The sequence below is a fragment of the Streptomyces aquilus genome (assembly GCF_003955715.1).
Classification (GTDB): domain Bacteria; phylum Actinomycetota; class Actinomycetes; order Streptomycetales; family Streptomycetaceae; genus Streptomyces; species Streptomyces aquilus.
Genome location: NZ_CP034463.1, coordinates 6541879 through 6566293, shown reverse-complemented (window position 1 = coordinate 6566293; position 24415 = coordinate 6541879). Strand labels below are relative to the sequence as shown.

The following is a 24415-nucleotide window of genomic DNA, read 5'->3' as shown; positions in this document are numbered from 1 at the left end:
GAGGAAACCGCAGCTCAGGCGATACGTTCCAGCACGACGGGCGACGCCGTGAAGTCCGTGCCCGCGGCGGCGATGTCGTAGGAACCCTCGATCGCCTGGAGCGCGTACTCGAAGCGTTCCGGCGTGTCCGTGTGGAGGGTCAGGAGGGGCTGGCCCGCCGTCACCGTGTCGCCGGGCTTGGCGTGCATCTCGATGCCCGCGCCCGCCTGCACCGGGTCCTCCTTGCGGGCGCGGCCCGCGCCGAGGCGCCAGGCGGCGACGCCGATGTCGTAGGCGTCGAGGCGGGTCAGGACGCCCGCGGCGGACGCCTTCACCACGTGCTGCTCCTTCGCCACCGGCAGCTCCGCGTCCGGGTCGCCGCCCTGGGCCGCGATCATCCGGCGCCAGACGTCCATCGCGGAGCCGTCGGCCAGGGCCTTCGCCGGGTCGGCGTCGCGGACGCCGGCCGCGTCCAGCATTTCGCGGGCCAGGGCGATCGTCAGCTCGACGACGTCGGCCGGGCCGCCGCCGGCCAGGACCTCCACCGACTCGCGGACCTCCAGCGCGTTGCCCGCCGTGAGGCCGAGCGGGGTCGACATGTCCGTCAGGAGCGCGACCGTCTTCACGCCGTGGTCGGTGCCCAGGCCGACCATCGTCGACGCCAGCTCACGCGCGTCCTCGATCGTCTTCATGAAGGCGCCGGAGCCGACCTTCACGTCCAGGACGAGGGAGCCGGTGCCCTCGGCGATCTTCTTCGACATGATGGACGAGGCGATCAGGGGGATCGCCTCCACCGTGCCGGTCACGTCCCGCAGGGCGTAGAGCTTCTTGTCGGCGGGGGCCAGGCCGTCGCCCGCCGCGCAGATGACCGCGCCGGTGGTGTCGAGGACGTGCAGCATCTCCTCGTTGGAGAGCAGCGCGCGCCAGCCGGGGATCGACTCCAGCTTGTCCAGGGTGCCGCCGGTGTGGCCGAGGCCGCGGCCGGAGAGCTGGGGCACGGCCGCGCCGCAGGCCGCCACCAGGGGGGCCAGCGGGAGCGTGATCTTGTCGCCGACGCCGCCCGTGGAGTGCTTGTCCGCCGTCGGGAGGGAGAGGGACGAGAAGTTCATGCGCTCGCCGGACGCGATCATCGCGGCGGTCCAGCGGGAGATCTCGCGGCGGTTCATGCCGTTGAGGAGGATGGCCATGTTCAGCGCGGCCATCTGGTAGTCGGCGACCTCGCCGCGGGTGTACGCGTCGATGACCCAGTCGATCTGCTCGTCGCTGAGCTCACCGCGGTCCCGCTTGGTGCGGATGACGGAGATGGCGTCCATGGCCATGGATTTCCTTCCGGACGTACAGGGAAATCGCACGGCCCCCCTGAGCGATTCAGAGGGGCCGCACGGGAGTTACTTGGTGAGATGCCCCGGCCCGAAGGCCTGCGGCAGCATCTCCGACAGCGGGAGGATGCCCGCCGGTGTCTCCAGCAGCAGGTCGGGGCCGCCGAACTCGTACAGCAGCTGCCGGCAGCGGCCGCAGGGGACGAGGATCTCGCCCCGGCCGTCGACGCAGGTGAAGTGCGTCAGGCGGCCGCCTCCGGTGCGCTGCAACTCCGAGACCAGCCCGCACTCGGCGCACAGGCCGAGGCCGTAGCTGGCGTTCTCGACGTTGCAGCCGGAGACCGTGCGGCCGTCGTCGACGAGGGCCGCGACGCCGACCGGATAGCCCGAGTAGGGGGCGTACGCGTGGCTCATCGCCTCGCGCGCCAGCTCCCTGAGGGCCTCCCAATCGGCGGTCACTTGCCCTGGCCCTTCCGGTACGGCAGGCCGTCCGCCTTCGGCATCCTCAGGCGCTGCGCGGACAGCGACAGGACGAGGAGGGTGATGACGTACGGGCTGGCGGTCACGACCTGGTTCGGGACGTCGTCCGTGGTGGCGTACCAGACGAACATCAGGGCCGAGATCGCGGCGGTGATGGCGGCGGGGACGTACTTCTTCTTCCAGACGAGGTACGCGACGCCGAACACCAGCAGGATCGCGAGCAGCAGGATCAGCGCGTGGACGTTGGTGGTGCCGCCGCGCAGCTTGAGGCTGTCGGTGTAGCCGAACAGGCCCGCGCCGAGGGCGAGTCCGCCCGGCATCCAGTTGCCGAAGATCATCGCGGCGAGACCGATGTAGCCGCGGCCGGCCGTCTGGCCGTCGAGGTACACGTTGGACGACACGATCGACAGGAAGGCACCGCCGAGGCCGGCGAAGCCGCCGGAGATGATCACGGCGATGTACTTGTACTTGTAGACGTTGACGCCGAGGGACTCGGCCGCGATCGGGTTCTCGCCGCAGGAGCGCAGCCGCAGACCGAACGAGGTGCGCCACAGCACGTACCAGGTGGCGGGTACGAGGGCGACGGCGACGACGGTGAGCGGCGACAGGTCGGTGATCAGACCGCCGACGAGGCCGGCGATGTCGGAGATCAGGAACCAGTGCTTCTGGTTGAGGGTCTCCAGCCAGCTGGACAGCCCGGGCACGTCGAAGGTGCCGAGCGAGTCGATCGGCGGGGACTGCTTGGAGGAGCCCTGCGGGGCGTCCTCGAAGGTGAACTTCGACAGATAGCGGGTGGTGCCGAGGGCCAGGATGTTCAGGGCCACACCGGAGACGATGTGGTTGACGTTGAAGGTGACCGTGGCGATGGCGTGCAGGACGGCGCCGAGCGCGCCGCCGATGATGCCGACGACGACGCCGGTCCACGGGCCCCACTGGTAGCCGGCCCAGGCGCCGAACCAGGTGCCGAGGATCATCATGCCTTCGAGGCCGATGTTGACGACGCCCGCCCGCTCGGCCCACAGACCGCCGAGGCCGGCGAGGCCGATCGGGACGGCCGCGCGCAGGGCGGTGGACATCTGGCCGGTGGAGGTGATGCCGTCCGCGCCGGTGATGAGGCGGACGATCGACGTCAGGATCAGGACGCCCGAGATGATCAGGAGGAGGACGGGCAGCGACATGCGGCGGCCGCCCTTGCCGGGCTGCTTCGCCGGTGCCTTGGCGATGGTCGCGGTGCTCATCAGACCGCCACCTCCTTCTTGGTGTTCTGGGCGGCGGCCGCGGCGAGTTCCTCACCGACGCGCTTCTGCTGCCGGCGCAGGCCCCAGGTGCGGACGACCTCGTAGGAGATGACGACCGCGAACACGATCAGGCCCTGCATGATCGTGGCGATCTCCTTCTCGTACGGCTCGGGAGTCGCGTAGTCGAGCGCGGGGGACGCCTTGTCGAGGAAGGCCCACAGCAGGGCGGCGAGTGCGATGCCGCCGGGGTTGTTGCGGCCCAGCAGGGCGATGCCGATGGCGGTGAAGCCGAGACCGGCCGGGAAGCTGAGGCTGTACGTGTGGGCGTCGCCGAGCAGCAGCGGCAGGCCGGAGATGCCGGCGACGGCGCCGGAGATCAGCATCGCGGTGAGGACCATGCGCTTGGCGTTGACGCCCGAGGCCGCGGCGGCGGTCTCGGAGGCACCGGTGGCGCGCAGGTCGAAGCCGAAGCGGGTGCGGTTGAGGACGAACCAGTAGCCGATGCCCATGGCGATGGCGAGGAAGACCAGGCCGTAGATCTCGCCGACGTCGGAGCCGAGGTCGATGCCGGGGACCCAGCCGGACTCCTTCATCACACCGGTGGTGACGTTGTCGCCGAGCGGGACGCCCCAGTTGTCGGTGAGGGTGAGGTAGCCGATGAGGCTGGTGGCAATCGAGTTCAGCATGATCGTCGCGACGACCTCGCTGACGCCCCGGGTCACCTTCAGGACGCCCGCGATACCGGCCCACATGGCGCCGGTGAGCGCGCCGACCAGGAGCAGCAGGGGCACCTGGAGGGCGGCCGGCAGAGCGACGTGGGCGCCGACGACGGCGGTCATCATGGCGCCGAGGCGGTACTGGCCGTCGACGCCGATGTTGAAGAGGTTCATGCGGAAGCCGAGGGCGACCGCGAGGGCGGCGATGTAGTACATCGACGCCTGGTTGATGATCAGAACCTGGACGTCGGAGTAGCCGGCCTGCTCGATCATCAGCCGGTAGGGCTCGATCGGGCTCTTGCCGGAGGCGATCAGCACGACCGAGGTCAGCAGGATCGCCGCGACGAGCGCCAGGGCCGGACCGGCCACGGCGAGGAGCAGGCGCTCCTTGTCGAACTTCTTCATCGGGCCTCGTCCTCCGGGGCGGATTCGGCGGCTGCTTCCGCGCCGTTCTCTACGTGCTCAAGGTGTCCGGACGCGGCACCGGTCATCGCGGAGCCGAGCTCCTCGGGGGTGATCGTCGCGGGGTTGGCGTCGGCGACCAGCCTGCCGTCGTAGATCACCCGCAGGGTGTCCGACAGGCCGATGAGCTCGTCCAGGTCGGCGGAGATCAGCAGCACCGCCAGGCCCTCGCGGCGGGCGTCGCGGATGCGGTCCCAGATCTGGGCCTGCGCGCCGACGTCCACACCGCGGGTGGGGTGGGCGGCGATCAGGAACTTCGGACTGTGGCTCATCTCGCGGCCGACGATCAGCTTCTGCTGGTTGCCGCCGGACAGGGAGGCGGCGGTGACGTCGATGCCGGGGGTGCGGACGTCGTACTCCTCGACGATCCGGCGGGTGTCGGCCTGGGCGCCCTTGGGGTTGAGCCAGACGCCCTTGGCGTTGGGGGCCTCGGTGACATGGCCGAGGATGCGGTTCTCCCAGAGGGGGGACTCCAGGAGCAGGCCCTGGCGGTGGCGGTCCTCGGGGATGTAGCCGACGCCGGACTCGCGGCGCTTCCGGGTGGGCCAGGGGGTGATGTCCTCGCCGAGGAAGGCGATGGTGCCGGAGTCGGCGTTCTTGGTGCCGATCAGCGCGTCGATGAGCTCGGTCTGGCCGTTGCCCTCGACACCGGCGATGCCCATGACCTCACCGGCGTGGATGGTGAAGGTGACGTCGTCGAGGACCTTCTTGACCTCGCCGCCCTCGGCGGCCAGGCCGACGCCGCCGGACGGCTCGGCGTCGACGCCCAGGGAGGCGCCGCCGCTGGCGTAGACGGTGAGGCCCGCGACCTCGATGACGGCCCGGTCGGTGACGGTCGACTCGGCGGTCTCCGGGGTGGGCAGCTCGCTGCCGACCATCATCTCGGCGAGCTGGCGCGGGGTGGTCTCGGCGGGGACGGCCGTACCGACGGTCGTACCGCGCCGGATGACGGTGATGTCGTCGGCGACGGACAGCACCTCGCCCAGCTTGTGGGAGATGAAGATGACCGACAGGCCCTCGGACTTGAGCTCGCGCAGGTTGTCGAAGAGCGCGTCGACCTCCTGCGGCACGAGGACGGCGGTGGGCTCGTCGAGGATGAGGGTGCTGGCGCCGCGGTAGAGGACCTTGAGGATCTCGACGCGCTGGCGCTCGGCGACACCGAGGTCCTCGACGAGGACGTCGGGGCGCACGTTGAGCCCGTAGCGGTCGGAGATCTCCTTGATCTTCTTACGGGCGCCGCCGCCGATGCCGTACAGCTTCTCGCTGCCCAGGACCACGTTCTCCAGGACGGTGAGGTTGTCGGCGAGCATGAAGTGCTGGTGGACCATGCCGATGCCGCGGGCGATGGCGTCGGCGGGGCTGCCGAAGGTCACCTGTGCGCCGGCGACCGCGATGGTGCCCTCGTCCGGCTTCTGCATGCCGTAGAGGATCTTCATCAGGGTCGACTTGCCGGCGCCGTTCTCGCCGACGAGGGCATGGACGGTGCCCTTTCGTACCGTCAGGTGGATGTCGTGGTTGGCGACGACACCCGGGAACCGCTTGGTGATCCCCGCCAGCTCGACCGCGATCGTCGAATGGTCGATGTGCGGCGGAGGCGGGCTGCTGGTCGCGTCGATGGCGCACTCTCCTTGTGGAAGGGGCCACTCTACGCGCGTAGCGCCCCTGCTTTAAATAGTGCCCGGACCTGATCGTCCATTTTCGGCCAACGATCCGTTCCGAGCATTCTGCCGCGCGAACGGGGCGCGAAGAGCATCGTCTCCGCACCCCGTTCCGCGGCCGTAACGCTGCCATTACAGCGCTTATTTGGCCAAGGCCTGTGACCGGGTGGGGTCAGGAGGTCTTCACCTTGATGGAGCCGTCCTTGATGCCCGTGACGGCCTTCTCGATCGCGGCCTGGGTGTCCTTGTTGTCCGCGAACACCGGGTTGGAGTTGGACAGGCTCACGCCGCCGTTGGAGAGGCTGCCGCGGATGACGCCGGTCTCGGGCTTGCCGTCCTTGACCGACTTGGCCAGGTCGTAGACCGCGCCCTCGACGTTCTTCATGGCGGAGGTCAGGATCGAGTCCTTGTACGCCTTGAGCGCGTCCTGCTTGTACTGGTCGGAGTCGACGCCGATCGCCCAGACCTTGTGCGCGTTGGCGGCCTTGATGACGCCCTGGCCGGACAGACCGGCGGCGGCGTAGACGACGTCCGCCTTGTCGTCGATCTGGCCCTCGGCGGCGGCCTCACCCTTGTCCGGGCTGGAGAAGCCACCCTCGGCGGCGGTCTCGGTCAGGTACTGCGACTTGACCGTGACCCCCTTCTTGGTGTCGGCGACGCCCTGCTTGAAGCCGGCCTCGAACTTGTGGATCAGCGGCACGTCCACACCGCCGATGAAGCCGACCACGTTGGTCTTGGTGGTCTTGGCGGCGGCGACGCCGGCCAGGTAGGAGGCCTGCTCCTCGGAGAAGACGAGGTCGGCGACGTTGTCGGCCTTGATCTGCTCGTCGTCGACGACACCGAAGGTGGTCTTCGGGTACTTGGCCGCGACCTCCTTGACGGCGGGCGCGTAGGCGAAGCCGACACCGATGACCGGGTTGTAGCCCTGCTTGGCCAGGTTCTCCAGGCGCTGCACCTTGTCCGCGTCCGACTCGCCGTCCTGCGGCTCGACGGCGTTGGACTTGTAACCGAACTCCTTGTCGGCCTTCTCCATGCCGGCGGTCGCGGCGTCGTTGAAGGACTGGTCGCCCTTGCCGCCGACGTCGTAGGCCAGGGCGAGGCCCAGGTTCTTGCTGTCGCTGTTCGACGACTCGCTGGACGAGCTGCCGCACGCGGACGCGGTCAGAGCGAGGGCTGCGGTTGCAACGCCTGCAACCGTGATACGGGACACCCGGCGCATGGAACGAGACTCCTTTGTGCAAGCGCCCAAACCAGGCGCTGGTTCCGCCGCAGCGTAACGCGCGTAGACCAGACGGAAAACCCCTTCTGTCCGGTCCGTTATCGAGCTGTGGCCGCAGATGCAACACAGATTACGGACAGCAGTACGCCCCTTGCGGGAGGCAAGGGGCGTATGAGCTGCAATGGGGCCCGGGCGGGCGTATCCGGGGGTCCCTGCGGGGCTTAGTCGGTGGTCTTGACCGTGACCTTGCCGTCGATGATGTCCTGCTTGGCCTTCTCGACGGCCGCGACGACGTCCGTCATGGCCTTGTACTTCGGGTTGGAGTCGGCGAAGCCGACGCCGCCGGACTTCAGGTCGCCGCGCTGGACGCCGGTGAGGGGCTTGCCCTCGTAGACGGACTTGGCGAGGTCGTAGACCGCGCCGCCGACGTTCTTCAGTGCCGAGCCGAGGATGTAGTCCTTGTAGTTCTTCAGCGCGCTCTGGTTGTACTGGTCGGAGTCCACGCCGATGGCCCACACCTTCTTGGCGGCGGCCTCGGAGATCACGCCCTGACCGGAGAGACCGGCGGCGTGGTAGATGACGTCGGCGCCCTTCTCGATCTGGCCGCTGGCCGCCTCCTTGCCCTTGTCGGGGCTGGAGAAGCCGCCCTCGGCCGGGGTCTCGGTCAGGTACTGCGACTCGATCTTGATCTTCGGGTCGACGGACTGGACGCCCTGCTTGAAGCCCGCGCCGAACTTGTGGATCAGGGGGATGTCCACACCGCCGATGAAGCCGACGTGCTTGGCCTTGGAGGCCTTGGCGGCGGCGACACCCGCGAGGTAGGAGGCCTGCTCCTCGGAGAAGACCATGTCGGCGACGTTGGCGGCCTTCACCTGCTCGTCGTCGATGACGCCGAACGTGATCTTCGGGTACTTCGCGGCGACCTCCTTCACCGCCGGCGCGTAGATGTAGCCGACGCCGATGATGGGGTTGTAGCCGGCCTTGGCGAGCTGCTCCAGGCGCTGGATCTTGTCCGCGTCGGACTCGCCGTCCTGCGGCTCGATGTCCCTGCCGCCCATGCCGAATTCCTTCTCGGCCTTCTGGAAGCCGGCGTAGGCGGCGTCGTTGAAGGACTGGTCGCCCTTGCCGCCGATGTCGTACGCGAGCCCGATGCCCTTGCCCGAGTACTTGCCGTCCGCCGAGGTGGACGCCTTGTCACTGTCGGCCTTGGTGCTGGACTCACCGCACCCGACGGCCGCGAGGGCGATGACCGACACGGCTACTACTGCTTGGGAGAACCTGGTCCTCCGAGATATCCGACGCACAGCAAGCACCCCTTCATCCCCACGGCACCGTCGAACGGCCCCGCAAACCCCAATGTGCCGCCAACGGTGGCGATTTCGGCGCACAGTAACGCGCGTAGAAGGGGAGGGGAACGGGGTTTCTCGTGGCCGTTATCGAACCGTGCCGACAGCGGGTTACGTTCGCGAGAACCCGGTTACGCGCGGGTGACACAAGGGGACGAAGGGGCACCAAAGGTGATCTCGGACCGGTGCCCCTTCACACGATCTCTCCGCTACGGCCTCAGGAGGCGCCGTCCAGCAGCGCGGCCGCGGTGAACATCTCCACGCCCACGGTGATGGCCGACTCGTCGGCGTCGAAGTCGCCCTGGTGGAGGTCGCGGACGGTCCGCTCACCGGGGGTGCGGACGCCGAGGCGGGCCATGGCGCCCGGCACATGCTCCAGGTACCAGGAGAAGTCCTCGCCGCCGAGGCTCTGCTCGGTGCCCTCGACGGACTGCGCGCCGCGCCGCGCGGTCATGGCGTCCCGCAGCAGCTCGGTGACCTCGGGGTCGTTGACGACGGGCGGGACGCCCCGCACGTAGTTGATCTCGGACTTGGCGCGGTGCAGATTGGCGATCTCGTCGATCGCGGCGACGACGATGTCGGGCGCCTGACGCCAGGCGTCCAGGTCCAGGCAGCGCACGGTTCCGGACAGCTCGGCGTGCTGCGGGATGACGTTGGGCGCGTGGCCGGATTCGATGCGTCCCCAGGTCAGGGCGAGTCCGCTGCGGCTGTCCACGCGCCGGGCGACCACGGCCGGCACGTCGACGACGACGCGGGCGGCGGCGGTGACGAGGTCGGTGGTGAGGTGCGGCCGGGCGGTGTGGCCGCCGGGGCCGTCCAGGGAGACCTCCAGCCGGTCGCAGGCGGAGGTGATGGCGCCGGTGCGCAGGCCGATCCGCCCGGCGTCGACCCTCGGGTCGCAGTGCACGGCGATGATCTTCCCGACCCCGTCCAGCACGCCGCACTCGATGGCGTCGGCGGCGCCGCCGGGGAGGACCTCCTCGGCGGGCTGGAAGAGCAGCCGCACGGGGCGGGGCAGCCGGCCCTGCCGGTGCAGGTCGGCGAGGACGAGTCCGGCGCCGAGCACCACGGTCGTGTGCACGTCGTGTCCGCACGCGTGCGCCCGGTCGGGCACGGTGGAGCGGTACGCGCACTCACTCTTCGTGTCCGGAATGGGCAGGGCGTCGATGTCGGCACGGAGCGCGAGCATCGGCTTGCCGCCGTCCCACTCACCGATGTCACAGATGAGCCCGGTGCCTACGGGGAGGACGCGGGGGTGCAGCCCGGCCTTCTCGAGCCGCGCCTTGATGGCCGCGGTCGTGCGGAACTCCTGGTTGCCGAGTTCGGGGTGCATGTGCAAGTCGCGTCGGAACGCGACGAGTTCGGCACGCAGATTCTCGGGCAGCGTGCCGGGAAGCACGGCTTCCCCGACTGGCTCGGCCTCAGGCTCTTGGGACATCAATTGCTTCACCCTCTGAAGGGTAGGACGCCCGAGTGGCCAACTGACCCTCGATCAACAAAAGTTCAACCCGTTAGGGGAAGAAAATCTGGCCGCTGGGCGCATACGTATCGGCTTGGATGGGTAAACTCGCCCGGCTTTCCGGCCGGATGGATCTTGTGCTTCACGTCGATCCACGGAGAGTGACCCTCGGCTGAGCGCCGGCTGACCTGCGACTGCCTTGATCGAAGGCCTCCGGCCCCATCCGTCACTCACCCACTCCTCCTGGGATACCACGTCGCGCCGCCGTCCCGTCGGCCTTGTTCACCTGTCGGGACCGCGCCACGCCGGGAATCCACCCTGCCTCCACTGAGACGCTTGTTCCGGTCCCGGAATCATCACCGCCGCGCGACGATTCCGCCACGCGGGGTGACGGAGGTGAGAGGGCGGGGCAGATTCCCGGCATGACGATCACGACGGCCCCGACGACCCCCTTGGCAGACGGCTGGCAGGCGTGCGGCTGCGGCGAGGAGAAGGTCCCGGGCCTGCTGGCGAGGGTCGGCTTCTACGGCACGGTGGGCCTGGGCCTGGCGACGCTGGTCCTGATGATCGCGGCGGGGTGGGCGCTGGGGGCGGTGGTGTGGCTGGTGCGACGGAGGCGGGACCGGTCGGTGCCGGAAGAGGAGAGCGGCCCGGGCGGGCTGGCGGGGTTCACCTGGACGGCGGACGAGGAGCGACCGACCTCGGTCACAGCTCCACCCACTCCCCCAGCCCGGTGAACGACCCCGTCCGGAGGAAGCTGTGCACGACGTCCCACGCGCGGTCGACGCCCATGACGAAGTACCCCGTGAAGATCGCCAGTTCCTCCATGACCGGAACCTCGACCGTCTCGTCCCACGCCACGGTGCCGTCCCCGACCAGCAGGGACACGGTCTCCTCGTCGGTGAACAGGTGAACGACCGCGTGCTCGGCGCGAAAGCTCAAGGTCAGGTAGGGGTACGTGCCACCCGGCAGGTCCACTTCCAGATGTCCCTGACCGCGGGAGCGCAGCTCGCTGAAGTCATCCATCCGCGCCGTCTCTCCCCCACCGCATCATCCTTCCCGAACAGGCCCCATCATCTTCACCCCGCTGTCGTGGCCCCTCGCTAGGGTGCCCCCATGACCGCCGAGATCCCCGCTTTCATACGGGCCACCAGTGCCGCCTACGACACGATCGCCGACGACTACGCCGAGCAGTGCGCGGACTGGGCCGGGGTCCATACCTTCGACCGGGCCCTGATCAGCGGGTTCGCGGAGTTGGTGAAGGAGCGGGGGCGGGAGCCGGTCGCCGATGTGGGGAGTGGGCCGGGGGTCGTCACCGCGCGGTTGCATGCGCTCGGGGTGCCCGTGTTCGGGGTCGATGTCTCGTCGCGGATGGTGGCGAAAGCCCGGCAGACCTATCCCGAACTCCGGTTTCATCTCGGGTCCATGACCGCCCTCGACCTGCCGGACGGCACACTCGGTGGGATCGCCGCGCTGTACTCGACCATTCATGTGCCGGACGATCAACTCCCCGGCGTGTTCCAGGAGTTCCGGCGCGTCCTCGCGCCCGGCGGCTATCTGCTGCTCGCCTTCCAGTACGACGAGGAGAGCGATCACCTGCATCTCGACGAGCGGTTCGGGCATGCCATCTCGCTCGACTACTACTGGCGCAGGCCGGAGGACGTCGTCGAGCTGCTCACCGCCGCCGGGATGCAGCTGCACAGCCGTACCGTGCGCGAGCCGCAGGGGCAGGAGAAGTACCGGAAGGCCTACGTCCTCGCCCGCAAGGACGGGTGACCCGCGGACGCGGGCGTCACACCGCCGCCACCGCCGACAGTCTCGTCACGTCCCTCGCCGTTCCCGTCACCCCGGACAGGAACCCCTGCGCCCGCGGTGACGCGTTCTCCGTCAGCCACGCCGGGTCGATGTCGCAGACCGCGACCTTGACCTCCGTGCCGGCGAGGGCGAGCGGCAGGGTGTGGACCACCGTGGACGGGAAGCTGAGGATCGTACGGCCGATCGGGCCCCTGCGGGCGATCAGCTCCAGGGGGAGGTCGGGGCGGACCACCTCAAGCCCTGTCTCCACCGCCAGCCGGTGCAGTTTCTCCGCGCTCTCGCGGCGGTGGGCGAAGTAGCGGGTGGTGCCGTGCGTCTTGGACAGCAGCTTCACCGCCTCCAGATACGCGTCACCGTCCACCACCCCGGTCTCCACCAGCGACGTACCGACCATGTCGGCGCCCTTGGTGATGCGGGGCGGGCCGAAGCGGGAGCGGGTCCAGGCGAAGGTGTTGGCGACCACCGTCACGCCCTCCGGCTTCTCCCCCATCGGCATCGAGGAGAAGATCTCGACCCGGCGGTCGCCGGACGGCGTCAGGCGTTTGCGGGCCACCGACGACACCGGGGCGAAGACCAGGTCGCGGGGGCCCGGGCGGCCGCCCTTGCGGTGCCAGCGCACCAGGCGTTCGCCGCGGGCCAGTTGGGCCACGAACTCCATCGTGGCCGTGCCGTCGTCGACCACCACCAGCTCGCCGGCCCGGGTGATCGTCAGCAGCAGTTGTACGTAGCGCGAGAACGGGTCGCCGAGCACGACCCGGCCGGCCTTGCGGAGCATGCCCGCGAGGCCGCCGATCGTCTGGAAGGGGGCCGCGGGACCGCCCCGGGCCTCCTCCCAGCGGACCTCGTGCCCCTCTTCGCGGGCCAGCTCCGCCATGCGGCGCAGCTGGCCCCGGGTCATCGGGTCCGTCGGGGACAGGACGACGAGGGTGAGCCCCCCGCCGGAGGCCGCGCCGGGCGCCGTGCCGGACACTCCCTGCGTGTGCGCCCACTCCAGCACGTTCAGCAGCTGTACCGGGCTCTCGACGAACGCGAGAGTGGAGGTGCCGGCGGATCCGGCGCGGCGGCTCATCGGCGTACTACCGTCCCCTAAGCGACTCAATGGACCAGACTCGGTTTCAGACGCCGACCGGCTCGCCCGCCGCCGCGGCGATCTCCGCCTCGGCCACGACACCGGTGACGCGGCGCAGCTTCTTCATCGGGCCGAGCTCGGAGTCGTAGACCTTCTTGACGCCGTCGCCGAGGGAGGCCTCGATGGTGCGGATGTCGCGGACGAGGCGCGTGAGGCCCTGCGGCTCGACGGAGGCGGCCTGGTCGGAACCCCACATCGCGCGGTCGAGGGTGATGTGACGCTCGACGAAGGTGGCGCCCAGGGCGACCGCGGCGAGGGTGGTCTGGAGGCCCGTCTCGTGGCCGGAGTAGCCGATCGGGACGTTCGGGTACTCGGCCTGGAGGGTGTTGATCACCCGCAGGTTGAGCTCCTCGGCCTTCGCCGGGTAGGTCGACGTGGCGTGGCAGAGCAGGATGTTGTCCGAGCCGAGGACCTCGACCGCGTGGCGGATCTGCTTCGGGGTCGACATGCCGGTGGAGAGGATGATGGTGCGGCCCGTGGCGCGCAGGGCGCGGAGCAGCTCGTCGTCCGTCAGGGAGGCGGAGGCCACCTTGTGGGCGGGGACGTCGAACTTCTCCAGGAAGGCGACGGCCTCGGTGTCCCACGGGGAGGCGAACCAGGCGATGCCCTTCTCCTTGCAGTACTCGTCGATCTGGCGGTACTCGTCCTCGCCGAACTCCACGCGGTGGCGGTAGTCGATGTAGGTCATCCGGCCCCAGGGGGTGTCGCGCTCGATGTCCCACTGGTCGCGCGGGGTGCAGATCTCGGGGGTCCGCTTCTGGAACTTCACGGCGTCACAGCCGGCCTCGGCGGCCACGTCGATGAGCTTGAAGGCGTTCTCCAGCTCACCGTTGTGGTTGATGCCGATCTCGCCGCAGATGTAGACGGGCTGGCCGGGTCCGGCGATGCGCTCGGTACCGAAGGTGCGGAGACGGGAGTTGGCAGACATGGCTACAGACGTTCCTTACTTGTCGAGGGAGTCGAGAGAGGGGCCGAGGATCCAGCTGGCGATCTCTCGGATCGCGCCGTCGCCACCGGGGACGGTGGTGACCGCACGGGCGGCGCCGCGTACCACGTCGTGGGCGCTCGCGACCGCCACGGGCCAGCCCACGAGGGCGAAGCACGGGAGGTCGTTGACGTCGTTGCCGACGTAGAGCACGCGCTCGGGCGCGATGCCCTGCTCCTCGCACCACTGCTTGAGGGCGAGGTCCTTCCGGTCGATGCCGTGCAGCACGGGGATCTTGAGTTTCCGTGCGCGGGCGGCGACGACCGGGTTCTGCTCCGTGGAGAGGATCAGCATCTTCAGGCCCGACTTGCGCAGGGCCGCGATGCCGAGTCCGTCGCCGCGGTGCACGGAGACGAACTCCTTTCCATCGGCGTCGATCAGCACCCGGTCGTCTGTCTGGGTGCCGTCGAAGTCCAGTACGACCGCGTCGACGTCCGCGAAGGACGGCAGCGCGCCGGGGCGGTCGGCGTCGAACAGGGGCGCGAGGGCCCGTGCCCGGGCGAGGTCGTGCGGGTCGTCGATCTCCAGCACCCGTGCGGGGTCGGTCCGTACGAGCTCGGTGCGACCGAAGAAGCGGTGCTGGTGCTTGCGGAAGCCGGCCGCGTCCATCGCGTAGGCGGCGCCGGTCTCCAGCAGGTCCTGGGGGCGCTCCTGGCGGCGCGGGCGGTAGGCCTTGTCGTGATTGACGCCGTAACCCCCGGTCTCCTGCGTGGAGTCGACCTCGTCGCGCCAGATGAAGCCGTGGAAGGGCGCGACGGTCACCGCGGTGTCGGCCCCGCCCTCGACGACCGCCGCGGCGACCGCTTCGACGTCCTCACGGACGATGAAGGGGCTGGTGCACTGCACGAGCATCACCACGTCGACGGCCGCGCCGTGCAGCGCCTCGTGGGTGTCCATGGCGTGCAGCACGGCCGCCTCGGAGGTCGCCGTGTCCCCGGCGATGGCGGCGGGCCGCAGCACGACCTCGGCGCCGGCCTCACGGGCCGCGGTGGCGATGGCCTGGTCGTCGGTGGAGACGACGACGTCGGTCACGAGCCGGGTCGCCCGGCACTCCCGCACGGCCCGCGCCACGAGCGGCACGCCACCGACGGGGGCGAGGTTCTTCGCGGGCACGCCCTTGGAGCCGCCGCGCGCGGGGATGACCGCAAGAACGCGGCGTACCGACGGGTTGGACATGGCTTGCACTCCTAGCGCAGGGTTCTGGAAGGGGGCGGCGGAGCCGCCTTCAAGGGGCGCGGGGAACCGCGCGACAAGCCCCGACGGCGCCGCACCCGCAACACGGCCGGCCCCGGCACTCTCGTAGGTGCTCACAGCTCCCCCATCCGCCGGATGACGGGAGCCACCCGCTGCACCCCGTGCCGATACGCGCCCCGCGCAGCCCGCCGCACGATCTGCCGGACGGCGCCGGGCTCCTTGTCCGCGGCGGGAGCCCCCGGCAGCGGACTGCCGTCGGGGCCGAGGTGATGACGGGCCAGAATCCCGGGCAGATAGCCGGGCGCGGTCGCCGGCGTGTAGTACGGCGTCAGCGGCGGCAGCGCGCCGGCCAGCAGCTTCGCGATCCGCTCCCGCGCCGCGTCGAAGGCGGTGGCGTACGAACCGTCCGCCACGACCCCCTGCCGCGCCACCCACTCCGGGTCCGGCGACGGCCGGTGCCCGTCGTCGAGCTGGTCCCAGGAGGCGAGGCACCCCGAGCCGACGAAGTGGTGGTTGCCGAGGACCTCGCGCACGCCCAGGTCGGTCAGGACGACCGTCGGGATGCGCCGGTGCAGGGATTCGAGAGCCGCCGTCGAGCTGATGGTCACCAGCAGGTCCGTGCGGTCCAGGACCTCGCCCATGTTCCCGTACACGAGACGGAAGTTGGGCGGCGGAGCCAGCCGCTGGACGAGCTTCTGGTACGGCTGCTCCTCGATGTGCGTGGTGTGCTCCCCCGGCTTGGAGCGCAGCTTCAGCAGCACCTCGCGCTCGGGGTGCAACCGGGCATGCTTGATCAGCCGGTTGAGCAGATACGTACGGTCCTTGCGGCTGTCCGGCACGGACGGCTGGACGGCGAACACCACGGTGTACGGGCGGCGTTCGGCCGGGGGTCCGGGGGTTGTCCCCCGGGACGATGCAGCGCCCTCGTAGGCCGCACCGCCCAGGAACGGCAGCGCCACTTCGGTCACCGCCGAGGCGTCGGCGCCGACCCCCTCGTACACGGACCGGAAACGCTCCGCGTCCTGACGGGAGTTGGCCAGCACCAGATCCGCGCCGTGCCGCAGCAGCAGTCCGTCCGCGAGCTTCTCGTAGACGACGCCGACATAGCCGGTGACGACGACGGGGCGATCCGCCCGCCCCTCCCACACCCGCTTCAGACCGTGCAGCATCGCCTGCACGCCCCCGCCCACGAGGGCGAGCACGACGATGTCGTACGACTCCTCGGCCATCGCCCGCAGGAACTCCACCGACGTCACCTCGCGCAGCGACTCGGCCTCGACCCCGACCTCCGCGAGCTGGCGCGGGGTGGGGGTGGCGCGGCCGCGCAGCAGGAAGCCGCTCAGACTGAGGGCCTCTTGCGCGTCGTCACGCGGTGCGATGCGATGGGCGGTCAGCGCACCCCATTTCCAGCGGGTGTCGGAGTCCGCGAGGACCGCGATTCGCAGCGGCGTCGTTGAAGTTGCTGGCGTACTTGCTGGCACGTCGAAGACGCTAGGAAGCAATTCCTAGGTGTGGCCCAACCGCGAATCAACGAAAAGTTAACAACAGCCCACCGAGAACCGAACTGGCCCGTCAAAGCCCCGGAAGTACATGGGATGCACCATTCCGACACATCGAGTTCACCCTCCGTACCATCGGCGTCAAGTTGCCCTGCCGGACGGCCTTCTAGCGTTTCTCGGGTGCCAAAGCTCTCCGTGATCGTGCCGTTCTACAACGTGCAGCAATACGCCCCGGAAACCCTCAGAAGTCTGCGGCTCAACGCCCGGAGCGACTTCGAGTTCATCCTCGTCGACGACAAATCGAAGGATGAAACGCCCGCCATTCTCGAACGGGCGGCCGAGTCGCTTTCGGATGTCGCGCGGGTGAGATATATCCGCCATGAGACGAACGGGGGTCTCGCCACCGCCCGCAACACCGGCCTCGACGCGGCGACCGGCGAGTACCTGACCTTCCTGGACGGCGACGACTGGCTCGCGCCGGGCTACTTCGCCGAGCTGGTGGCCGCCATCGAGGGGATGGGCTGCGACTTCGTACGGACCGACCATGTGCAGGCGACCGCCCGCGCGCGGTCCGTGCACCGCGCCCCGGTCGGGCTGCGCGGTGCGGTGCTCAACCCGCGCGACGCGATCCTGCCCGCCGACCGGACGACGTCCGTGGACTACGCGTACGCGTGGGCGGGGGTGTATCACCGCCGGCTCCTCGACAAGGGGCTGCTGCACTTCACGGACGGGCTGCGGACCGCCGAGGACCGGCCCTGGATCTGGAAGCTGCACCGCGAGGCCGAGTCGTTCGCCGTGGTGAGCCTGCTGGGCGTGTTCTACCGGCGCGGGGTGGCGTCCTCGCTCACGCAGATCGGCGACGCCCGCCAGCTGGACTTCATCCGGGCCTTCGACCAGGTCATCGAGGAGACGGCCGCCGACCGGGACGCGGACAAGCTGCTCCCCAAGGCCGTGCGCACCTACTGCGCGATCATCGCCCACCATCTCTCCGACGAGGCCAAGTGGGAGCCGGCCGTCGCCAAGGAGCTGCGCACGCGCAGTGCGGCGGCGATCAAGCGGATGCCGCAGGACATGCTCGGCGAGGTACTCGACACGATGGACCTGCGCCGCTCCGCCAAGCTGCGGCGGCTGCGGCGCAGGATCAGCACAGCGAAGGCGGCTGCCTGAGATGCCCACGACCCAGATCTTCTGCGCCTCCACGCTGTACGGGGCGGCCACGCTGGCCGCCGCCGTCGACTCCGACCTCTTCGACGAGGCCGAGCGCCGGGTGCTGCTGGTGTTCAACAACTCGGCGACCCCCGAGACCACGCTCCCGCTCGACCGGATGCCCGGCTTCGAGCCGCTGCGCGCCCACTTCGACGCGGTGCTGTCCTGGAACGAGGCCATCCGCCCCTTCCACCCCGGTGCCTGGACGCCGCGCGCCGACGACATCCCGCTCTTCGAGCGTTATCTGCGGCTGCTGTGGGGGCTCGGGGACGACCGGGTGGAGCTGGTCCTGGAGTCCATCCAGGTCACCCCGGCACTGACCGTGGCCCAGCTGTTCACCGGCGCCCCCGTGCACGTCTACGCGGACGGCCTGATGAGCTACGGCCCGACCCGCAACAAGCTCGACCCGCTGGTCGGCACGCGCGTCCGCCGCCTGCTCCACCTGGACCTGGTGCCGGGCCTCACGCCCCTGCTGCTCACCGAGTTCGACGTGCCCGCCCAGATCGTCCCGACGGGCGCCTTCCTGAAGGTCCTCCGCGAACTCGCCGACACCGTCGAGGACTTGCCGGTACTGCCCGACAACTCGGCGCTGCTGCTGGGCCAGTACCTGTCCGCGCTGAACATCCTCTCCGCGGACCAGGAGGAGAACCTGCACGTGCGGATGCTGCGCGGCGCGGTCGACCGCGGGCACCGGTCCGTCGTGTTCAAACCGCACCCCACCGCACCGGCCCGCTTCAGCCGGGCCCTGGAGACGGAGGCGGAGAAGCTGGGCGTCGACCTCACCGTCCTCGACACTCCCGTCCTCGCCGAGGTGCTCTTCGAGAAGGCCCGCCCCGGACTGGTCGTCGGCTGCTTCTCCACGGCCCTGTTCACGGCCGCCGAGTTCTACGACCTCCCGGTCGCCCGCATCGGCACCGAGACGCTGCTGGACCGGCTGACCCCGTACCAGAACAGCAACCGCGTCCCGGTGGTGCTGGCCGACGCGGTGCTGCCGGACCTGGAGCAGCGCAAGGGCGAGGAGCCCTTGCCCGCCGAGGAGTTGACCGAGCTGATCGCCGCGGTCGGATTCACCCAGCAGGACCGCATCTACCCCGCGCGGCGCGCGACGGCGGAGAAGTACCTCGCCAAGCGGCTGCGCCCGCGCACCCAGCGCTACTTCAGGAAGAAGCGCCTCACCTCGCTGGGCCTGCCCGGCGGTATCCCGGAGCGGCTGGCGTTCCTGCCGCACAACTCGACGGCCCGCCGGGTCGTCCGTCAGGCCCGGGCGCTGAAGAAGGCCGTGAAGCGCTGAGCGAATCGGACATGAACTCCCCGGAAAGGGCATGGAAATACAGCCCAATGATCGAGTTACTCCGTTGATTCAATGGTGAAGCGGTGTTCGAGGTCCCTAGGATCACGGGCACCGCTCTCCGAATCCCGTGAGGCCCTCATGACGAAGCTCGGCCGGCTCTACTCCCTCTTCGACAGCGTCGAGCTGCCGGAGAACCTCCCGTACACCCAGTGCAGCACCTGGGAGCTGGAATTCCTGTACCTGCTGGGGCGCCACCACCTCACGGGCCAGGGGCAGATCGTCGAACTCGGTTCCGGGGGCGGCGGCTCGACGTACGCCCTCGCGCTGGGGCTGAGCGAGAGCCCCGTGTTCGACACGCGGAAGAGCCGGCTGCACGCGTACGACTTCTTCCGCGTCGGCAAGGGCACGTTCGCCTCGGAGAAGTTCTTCGACTCCGGTCACAAGCCGGACGACGACAACTCCTTCCTGGCCGACTTCGAGCGCCGCCTCGGCCCGTTCCTGCCCTTCATCGAGATCCACGCCGGTGACCTGTGGCAGACCTCGGACCCGGAGGACACCACCCCGGTGGAGTTCCTGCACATCGACATCGCCAAGACGGCCCGGGTCTTCCGCTGCGTCTCGGAGCGGTTCCTGAGCCGGATGCAGGTCGGCACGGTCGTCCTGCACCAGGACTTCGCCGGTCCCCGGCTGCCGTGGCTGCACCACAGCACCGGCGCGCTGCTGCCGTACATCGAGATCGCCGGGCCGCCGATCCGCTCCACGCTCGCCTTCGAGGTGACGAAGCCGGTCCCGGCGGACGTCCTCAAGCGGATCACCGAGGACGACTACACGGTCGACGAGAAGCTCGCGCTCATCTCCGCCGTCCAGGACAGGATCGACCGCGACCACACCGGCGGCATCCCCTTCAAGTCCGTCCTGGAGCTGTCGAAGGCGTACGTCGCCCACTACGACGGCCAGCACCGGCGGGCCTGGTCCATAGCCAAGCCGCTCCAGTCGGACGAGTATCTGAGCCGCACCCGGGCGGATCACTTCGAGCAGCTGAAGAAGGCCTACGCCAAGGAGCCGTCGTTCCTGGACAAGCTGGTGCGCAGGACCGTCGGCCGCCGATGATGGCCCCGTGGACACGAATGCGGCGGTGGCGGAGGGCTGGCGCAGGGCACGGGCCGACGGGCGCGTACGGGCGGAGTTGCTGGACCTGGCCTGGGCGGAGCCCCGACTGCGGCGCCGGTTTCCCTGGATCGGGATGGGCGAGCTGCACTTCAGCCGCACGCCCGAGTACCCGTGGACCTGGGACGCCCGCTTCGTGCTGTCCGAGTACGGCGGCACGTACTTCGTGATGGGCCCGACCCGGCAGGACGCGGTGGGCCGGGTGACGACGGCGCGGGAGGCCGTCGACCTGGTGCTGGAAACCCTCCCGGAGGACTGAGCCGCCCGGGCGAGGTGCGGGCCCCCTGTGCCGTGGGGGCCCGCGGTCTCTCAGCTCCCCCGGGTCACGAGCCCAGGATCACCCGCAGGTCGGCCGCGTTCGCCTCGGTGACCTTCCACAGCTCCTGCTGGCGGCCGTGGACGTCGGCGACCGTCTTGGCGTGGTCGGCGAGGAGGTCCTTCGCCCGTTCCACGAGCCTCGCGGCGAGGTGGCGGTCGTGGACCGAGACGCCCCACTCCGGGCGCTCGATGTCCCGCAGGAAGTACGCCATCTTCGGGTGCGAGATCAGGCTGATGATCGGCGTGCCGACACCGAACGGGATCATGCCGGCGTGGCCGCGCATGCCGATGACCAGCTTGGTGCGGGCGTACAGGTCGCGGATCTCGTCGTTCTCGAAGTCGTACATCGGGATGACGGGCATCGAGATGCCGTGCTCGCGGCGCAGGTCGAAGGCGATCTTCTCGTCGTCGAGCGAGTGCGCCACGCACTTCACCTCGCCGAACTTCCCCAAGTCCCGTACGGCCTGGGCCATTTGGGCGAGGAAGTAGGCGTAGTCGTGGCCGAAGCGCAGGCCCGCGCGGTCGTAGGCGGCGTTGATCAGGATCGTGTCGTCCCGCTCGGCCGGGTCCTGCCAGCCCGCCACCAGCTGGCGCATGACCGTGGTGGGGCAGGGCTGGAAGCGGACCTTGTCGTGCAGGTGCGCGGGCAGCATGGCCCGGACCTTCTCGATGGAACCGTGGTTGCGCAGGCCGAAGAAGGCGGAGCGCTCGACGAGGTGGAGCAGTGACTCGCGGAAGCGGTTGGCCCGGTAGGACTGGCCGTCGAAGGCGTTGAAGCCGACGGCGAAGACCGCGATCGGGACGTCGATGCGGTTGAGCAGGGCATCCGGGACGTTCCACTGCCAGGCACTGTTGCCGTTCGGCATGGTGTCCGGGATGAACAGGCCGCCCCCGCCGATGACCAGGCCCCGGCGGGCGTTGACGCGCTCCAGCGCCGCCTCGTCGAAGAGGCGGTGGGCGTGGACGGAGTGCCAGCGGCGGGACGTGGTGTCGGGGCCGAAGGCGAGGCGGACGGTCTCCGGGAGGAGCTTGTCGCCCGCGTTGCCCTGCCGGTCCATGTAGAAGGCCACGTGGGCCAGTTGGTCCTCGGCACTGCCCCGCTCCTGCGAGGGCACGGCGGCGGCCCGCTGGGCCCACAGCCGGCTCGGCCGGTGCGTCGGGTCGACGGTGATACCGGCGGTGGCGTACCGCAGCGCCTCGGTGTGGTCGCCCTGCACCCACGCCATCTGTGCGAGCCGGGCGTAGGCGGTGGCGGCCCGGTTCGGGGCGGCGGTGGCCAGCAGCAGCTGGGCCTTGGCCTCCTCGTAGCGGGAGACGCTCATCAGGGCGTGCCCGAGCACCTCGTGCGGCCAGGCCTCGTCCAGCGGGATGCGGACCCCGCTCAGGATGTCGACCGCGTCCTGGTAGTCGCCGTTCGCGATGTGCGCGGCGGCGACCTTGCGGGCCACCTCGACGTCGCCGGTGCGCTGGACGTGCGGGATGCCGAAGTGGACGACCAGGTCGTGGTGGAGGCCGCCGCCGGACTCCAGGTAGGCCGCCTGGAACGCGGCGTCGGACAGCTCGTACTCGCGCCACTTGTCCTCGGCCTGGCTGTACCCGGCCTCGCCGCCCTGCCACGGCTTGTGGCGGCCGGTGAAGTGCAGGATCGCGGTGTCGTCCGGGACGGGCAGGTCGCCGGAGAGCCGCCGCTTGACGAAGTTGAAGCGCGGGTCGAGGCGCACGAAGTCGCCGTCGAGGACGGCGTTGAGGATGCCCTGGTCGTGCTTGTCGAGCTCGTAGTCACCGGAGCGGCCGCACTTGTCGAGCTTGGCGCAGAACGCGTCGCTCAGGTACTCGCGCTGGATGACCAGGAGCCCCGAGTTGAGCTTGTGCTGCCCGTAGAAGAACTGCGGGACGGCCGCCAACCCCTCGCGCAGCTCCAGGAGTTCGCGCAGATCGCCCAGTACCACCATGTCGGTGTCGAGGGTGATGACGGTGTCGTACTCCCGGATGCGGAACACGTCGAGGATGAAGTAGGCCTTGCGGACGAGGTAGTTGTCCTGGTCGCCCTTCTTGTACGCGTCGTAGTGCGTGTCGTTGACGCGCTTGAGGACGATCCGCGGGTGCAGGGCGCGGATCCTGGCTATCGAGCCGGGGCGCAGGTCGTCGTAGAGGACGACGAAGTCCTCGCACACGCTCGGGTTGGACAGCGCGAGGCTCCTGAGGAGGGTCAGGAAGCCGGGCAGGTAGTTCTCGTCGACGTACGACGCGAAGGCGATGCGGCGCTTGCCGGTGAGGGCCGCCGCGTCGGTGACGGGCGCCGCGGTCAGGGTGTTCGTGGTCATCGCAGGGAGATCCTCATGTCGGTCACGCTCTGGGCCCGCTGCATGACCCATGCCTTCTCGCTGGTGTATTCGTGCACGGACGTGATCGCGAGCTTCATGGCCTCCGGGACGCGGTAGGCGCCGCTCTCGTAGAAGTCGAAGCCGATCAGGTCGAGGGTGGGGCTGACGTCCAGGAAGTCCAGCAGGTAGAGCATGTTGAAGCCGGTGGTCGGGATGCCGGACCAGACGTCGGTGCCGAGCTTGCCGATGTTGCGTACCGGCCAGCGCAGCGACTCGTCGCCGAGGAAGGTCTGGGCGCCGGGGACCAGCCGGTTGCGCAGCGAGTACTTCCAGTCGCCGGAGATCCCGCCGAACACCAGCCGGGTGTCGACCCGCTGGTCCCAGTTGAAGCCGTGCTTGTGGATGGTGGCGTGGATGTCGGTGCGGCTGCCGGTGTGCTTCGGGTCGATCTTGTACGAGTTGAAGCGGACGACGATGTCGTACGCGTCGATCTCGGCGCCCATCGAACTGGCGCCGACGCGCCCGGAGTTGGCGATCAGGCAGATCGACTTGCCGGCGATGCGGTTGCGGAACTCGCCGAGGCTGATCCACTGCACGCCGCCGATGGTGGGGTCGGCGACGGGGCCGCGCATGCGGTTGCGGCGCTGCTCGGCGTAGAGGGCGAGGGCCTCGGTGAGGGCGGGGAGGTTCGTCTCCCGCGTCATGCGCAGGTCGAGGTACTGGCTGAGGAGTTCCTGCCGGTCGGCGACCGGGGCGTCCTCGGCGGCCAGGGTGAGGAGCGCTCCCACGAGGCGCGGCTCGGCCTCGGTCCAGTCTCCTACGGCCTGGGCGGCGAGGCCCTCGGCCCACACGTCGGTGGCGGCCCGCCGGGTGAATTCCTCGGCGCGCGGGTTCTGCCGCCGCAGCAGCGCGAGCAGTTCGCGCTCCTTCTCGGCGGCGACCCGCAGCCCGGCGATCCGGGCGCGGACGCCGAAGCCGTCGTCGTCGGTGAGGGCGAGGTACTTGTCGTACGCCTCGACGGCCTCCGCCTCCTCGCCGAGCGTCTCCAGCAGCCGGGCGCGCAGCCGCCAGCCGGCGCGGGAGTTCTTGCGCTGGGCGAGGACGGTGTCGGAGATGACGAGGGCGAGGTTCAACTCGTCGTCGTAGCCGCACTCCAGGGCCTTGTTGGCGACGGCGAGCAGGGCGTCGAGCAGTTCGTTGGGAATGCCGCCCGAGGGGGCGGCGGCACCCTTCACGGCCCGCTTGAGCAGGGCGGTGGCGCCGCCCGCCGGGGCGGGCGCGGCGGCGGACGTGGCGGTCGTGCCCCACACCACGAGCAGCTTGCGCAGCTGCTCGGCGAGTTCGACGCGGCGCCGGTCGACGCTGCCGACGACCTTTCCGCTGTGTACCGCGCAGGCGCGCAGGCAGTCGTCCAGCTCCCCTCCACGCGCACGTGCACGTCTCTTCTGGACCGTCGTCATGGCACTCCCGTTTTGTCTTCTTACCAAAGCTGAGACGAGTTCTTGTGCTTTACCGCTTGCGTGGGGGGATTCCGAGGGAATTTAGGAAGTCAAAACGACATCCAGGTGAACTCACCGGGACCGGGCGGCCAATCGTTGGCTCGCCGGTCAA

General features: G+C 69.7%; 21 protein-coding genes. 6 read left to right on the top strand and 15 right to left on the bottom strand.

Annotated features, from left to right (window positions below):
* Nucleotides 1-14 precede the first annotated feature (14 nt).
* From EJC51_RS30335 to EJC51_RS30300, 8 genes are all read right to left on the bottom strand, one after another.
* Complete coding sequence (locus tag EJC51_RS30335; protein WP_126273981.1) at nt 15-1298, bottom strand: thymidine phosphorylase; 1284 nt, start codon at nt 1296-1298, stop codon at nt 15-17.
* A 69-nt stretch (nt 1299-1367) separates the two neighbouring features.
* Nucleotides 1368-1757, bottom strand: coding sequence for a cytidine deaminase (locus tag EJC51_RS30330; protein ID WP_126273980.1), 390 nt, complete (start codon nt 1755-1757; stop codon nt 1368-1370).
* Nucleotides 1754-3016: an ABC transporter permease gene (locus tag EJC51_RS30325; RefSeq protein ID WP_126273979.1), complete on the bottom strand. Its 1263-nt coding sequence runs from the start codon at nt 3014-3016 to the stop codon at nt 1754-1756. Before EJC51_RS30325 ends, EJC51_RS30330 begins: the two co-directional genes overlap by 4 nt.
* A complete protein-coding gene (locus EJC51_RS30320; RefSeq protein ID WP_126273978.1) occupies nt 3016-4137 on the bottom strand; it encodes an ABC transporter permease in 1122 nt (373 codons plus the stop codon). Before EJC51_RS30320 ends, EJC51_RS30325 begins: the two co-directional genes overlap by 1 nt.
* The gene (locus EJC51_RS30315; RefSeq protein ID WP_126273977.1) at nt 4134-5777 is read right to left on the bottom strand and encodes an ABC transporter ATP-binding protein; all 1644 of its coding nucleotides are present in this window, start codon (nt 5775-5777) and stop codon (nt 4134-4136) included. The genes EJC51_RS30320 and EJC51_RS30315 overlap by 4 nt, the downstream gene beginning before the upstream one ends.
* 247 nt (nt 5778-6024) lie before the next feature.
* Entirely contained in the window at nt 6025-7071 is a 1047-nt protein-coding gene (locus EJC51_RS30310) for a BMP family lipoprotein (protein ID WP_126273976.1), read from the bottom strand.
* Between the two features lie 221 nt (nt 7072-7292).
* A complete protein-coding gene (locus tag EJC51_RS30305; RefSeq protein WP_399578676.1) occupies nt 7293-8375 on the bottom strand; it encodes a BMP family lipoprotein in 1083 nt (360 codons plus the stop codon).
* A gap of 259 nt (nt 8376-8634) precedes the next feature.
* Nucleotides 8635-9855: an amidohydrolase gene (locus EJC51_RS30300; RefSeq protein ID WP_126273975.1), complete on the bottom strand. Its 1221-nt coding sequence runs from the start codon at nt 9853-9855 to the stop codon at nt 8635-8637.
* A 443-nt stretch (nt 9856-10298) separates the two neighbouring features.
* Between EJC51_RS30300 and EJC51_RS30295 the strand changes: the two genes are divergently transcribed.
* Nucleotides 10299-10613 carry a hypothetical protein gene (locus EJC51_RS30295; protein ID WP_126273974.1) on the top strand — a complete coding sequence of 105 codons (315 nt, stop codon included), beginning with the start codon at nt 10299-10301 and terminating at the stop codon, nt 10611-10613.
* Here the strand turns inward: EJC51_RS30295 and EJC51_RS30290 are convergent.
* Entirely contained in the window at nt 10582-10902 is a 321-nt protein-coding gene (locus EJC51_RS30290) for a hypothetical protein (RefSeq protein WP_126273973.1), read from the bottom strand. The genes EJC51_RS30295 and EJC51_RS30290 overlap by 32 nt on opposite strands.
* A gap of 90 nt (nt 10903-10992) precedes the next feature.
* Between EJC51_RS30290 and EJC51_RS30285 the strand changes: the two genes are divergently transcribed.
* Nucleotides 10993-11652 (top strand): class I SAM-dependent methyltransferase, encoded by a 660-nt coding sequence (locus EJC51_RS30285; protein WP_126273972.1) that lies wholly within the window; start codon nt 10993-10995, stop codon nt 11650-11652.
* 16 nt (nt 11653-11668) lie between these two features.
* Here EJC51_RS30285 and EJC51_RS30280 read toward each other — a convergent pair whose 3' ends face one another.
* The 4 genes from EJC51_RS30280 to EJC51_RS30265 form a co-directional block, all read right to left on the bottom strand.
* Nucleotides 11669-12760, bottom strand: a complete 1092-nt coding sequence (locus tag EJC51_RS30280) for a hypothetical protein (protein WP_126273971.1) — start codon at nt 12758-12760, stop codon at nt 11669-11671.
* 46 nt (nt 12761-12806) lie between these two features.
* Nucleotides 12807-13748, bottom strand: coding sequence for an N-acetylneuraminate synthase family protein (locus tag EJC51_RS30275; RefSeq protein ID WP_097268165.1), 942 nt, complete (start codon nt 13746-13748; stop codon nt 12807-12809).
* Nucleotides 13749-13763: 15 nt separating this feature from the next.
* A complete protein-coding gene (locus tag EJC51_RS30270) occupies nt 13764-14981 on the bottom strand; it encodes an N-acylneuraminate cytidylyltransferase (RefSeq protein ID WP_126273970.1) in 1218 nt (405 codons plus the stop codon).
* A 131-nt stretch (nt 14982-15112) separates the two neighbouring features.
* Complete coding sequence (locus tag EJC51_RS30265) at nt 15113-16480, bottom strand: DUF6716 putative glycosyltransferase (RefSeq protein ID WP_126273969.1); 1368 nt, start codon at nt 16478-16480, stop codon at nt 15113-15115.
* Between the two features lie 198 nt (nt 16481-16678).
* On the opposite strand from EJC51_RS30265, the gene EJC51_RS30260 reads away from it, so the two are divergent.
* From EJC51_RS30260 to EJC51_RS30245, 4 genes are all read left to right on the top strand, one after another.
* A complete protein-coding gene (locus EJC51_RS30260; RefSeq protein WP_126273968.1) occupies nt 16679-17665 on the top strand; it encodes a glycosyltransferase family 2 protein in 987 nt (328 codons plus the stop codon).
* Nucleotide 17666: 1 nt separating this feature from the next.
* The gene (locus EJC51_RS30255) at nt 17667-18995 is read left to right on the top strand and encodes an alpha-2,8-polysialyltransferase family protein (RefSeq protein ID WP_126273967.1); all 1329 of its coding nucleotides are present in this window, start codon (nt 17667-17669) and stop codon (nt 18993-18995) included.
* A gap of 138 nt (nt 18996-19133) precedes the next feature.
* On the top strand, nt 19134-20105 hold the full coding sequence (locus tag EJC51_RS30250) for a hypothetical protein (RefSeq protein ID WP_126273966.1): 972 nt from the start codon (nt 19134-19136) through the stop codon (nt 20103-20105).
* Between the two features lie 7 nt (nt 20106-20112).
* On the top strand, nt 20113-20421 hold the full coding sequence (locus EJC51_RS30245) for a DUF6193 family natural product biosynthesis protein (protein WP_126273965.1): 309 nt from the start codon (nt 20113-20115) through the stop codon (nt 20419-20421).
* 64 nt (nt 20422-20485) lie between these two features.
* Here EJC51_RS30245 and EJC51_RS30240 read toward each other — a convergent pair whose 3' ends face one another.
* Nucleotides 20486-22804: a glycosyltransferase gene (locus EJC51_RS30240; protein ID WP_126273964.1), complete on the bottom strand. Its 2319-nt coding sequence runs from the start codon at nt 22802-22804 to the stop codon at nt 20486-20488.
* Entirely contained in the window at nt 22801-24264 is a 1464-nt protein-coding gene (locus tag EJC51_RS30235; protein WP_126273963.1) for a glycosyltransferase family 29 protein, read from the bottom strand. Before EJC51_RS30235 ends, EJC51_RS30240 begins: the two co-directional genes overlap by 4 nt.
* Between the last annotated feature and the right edge of the window lie 151 nt (nt 24265-24415).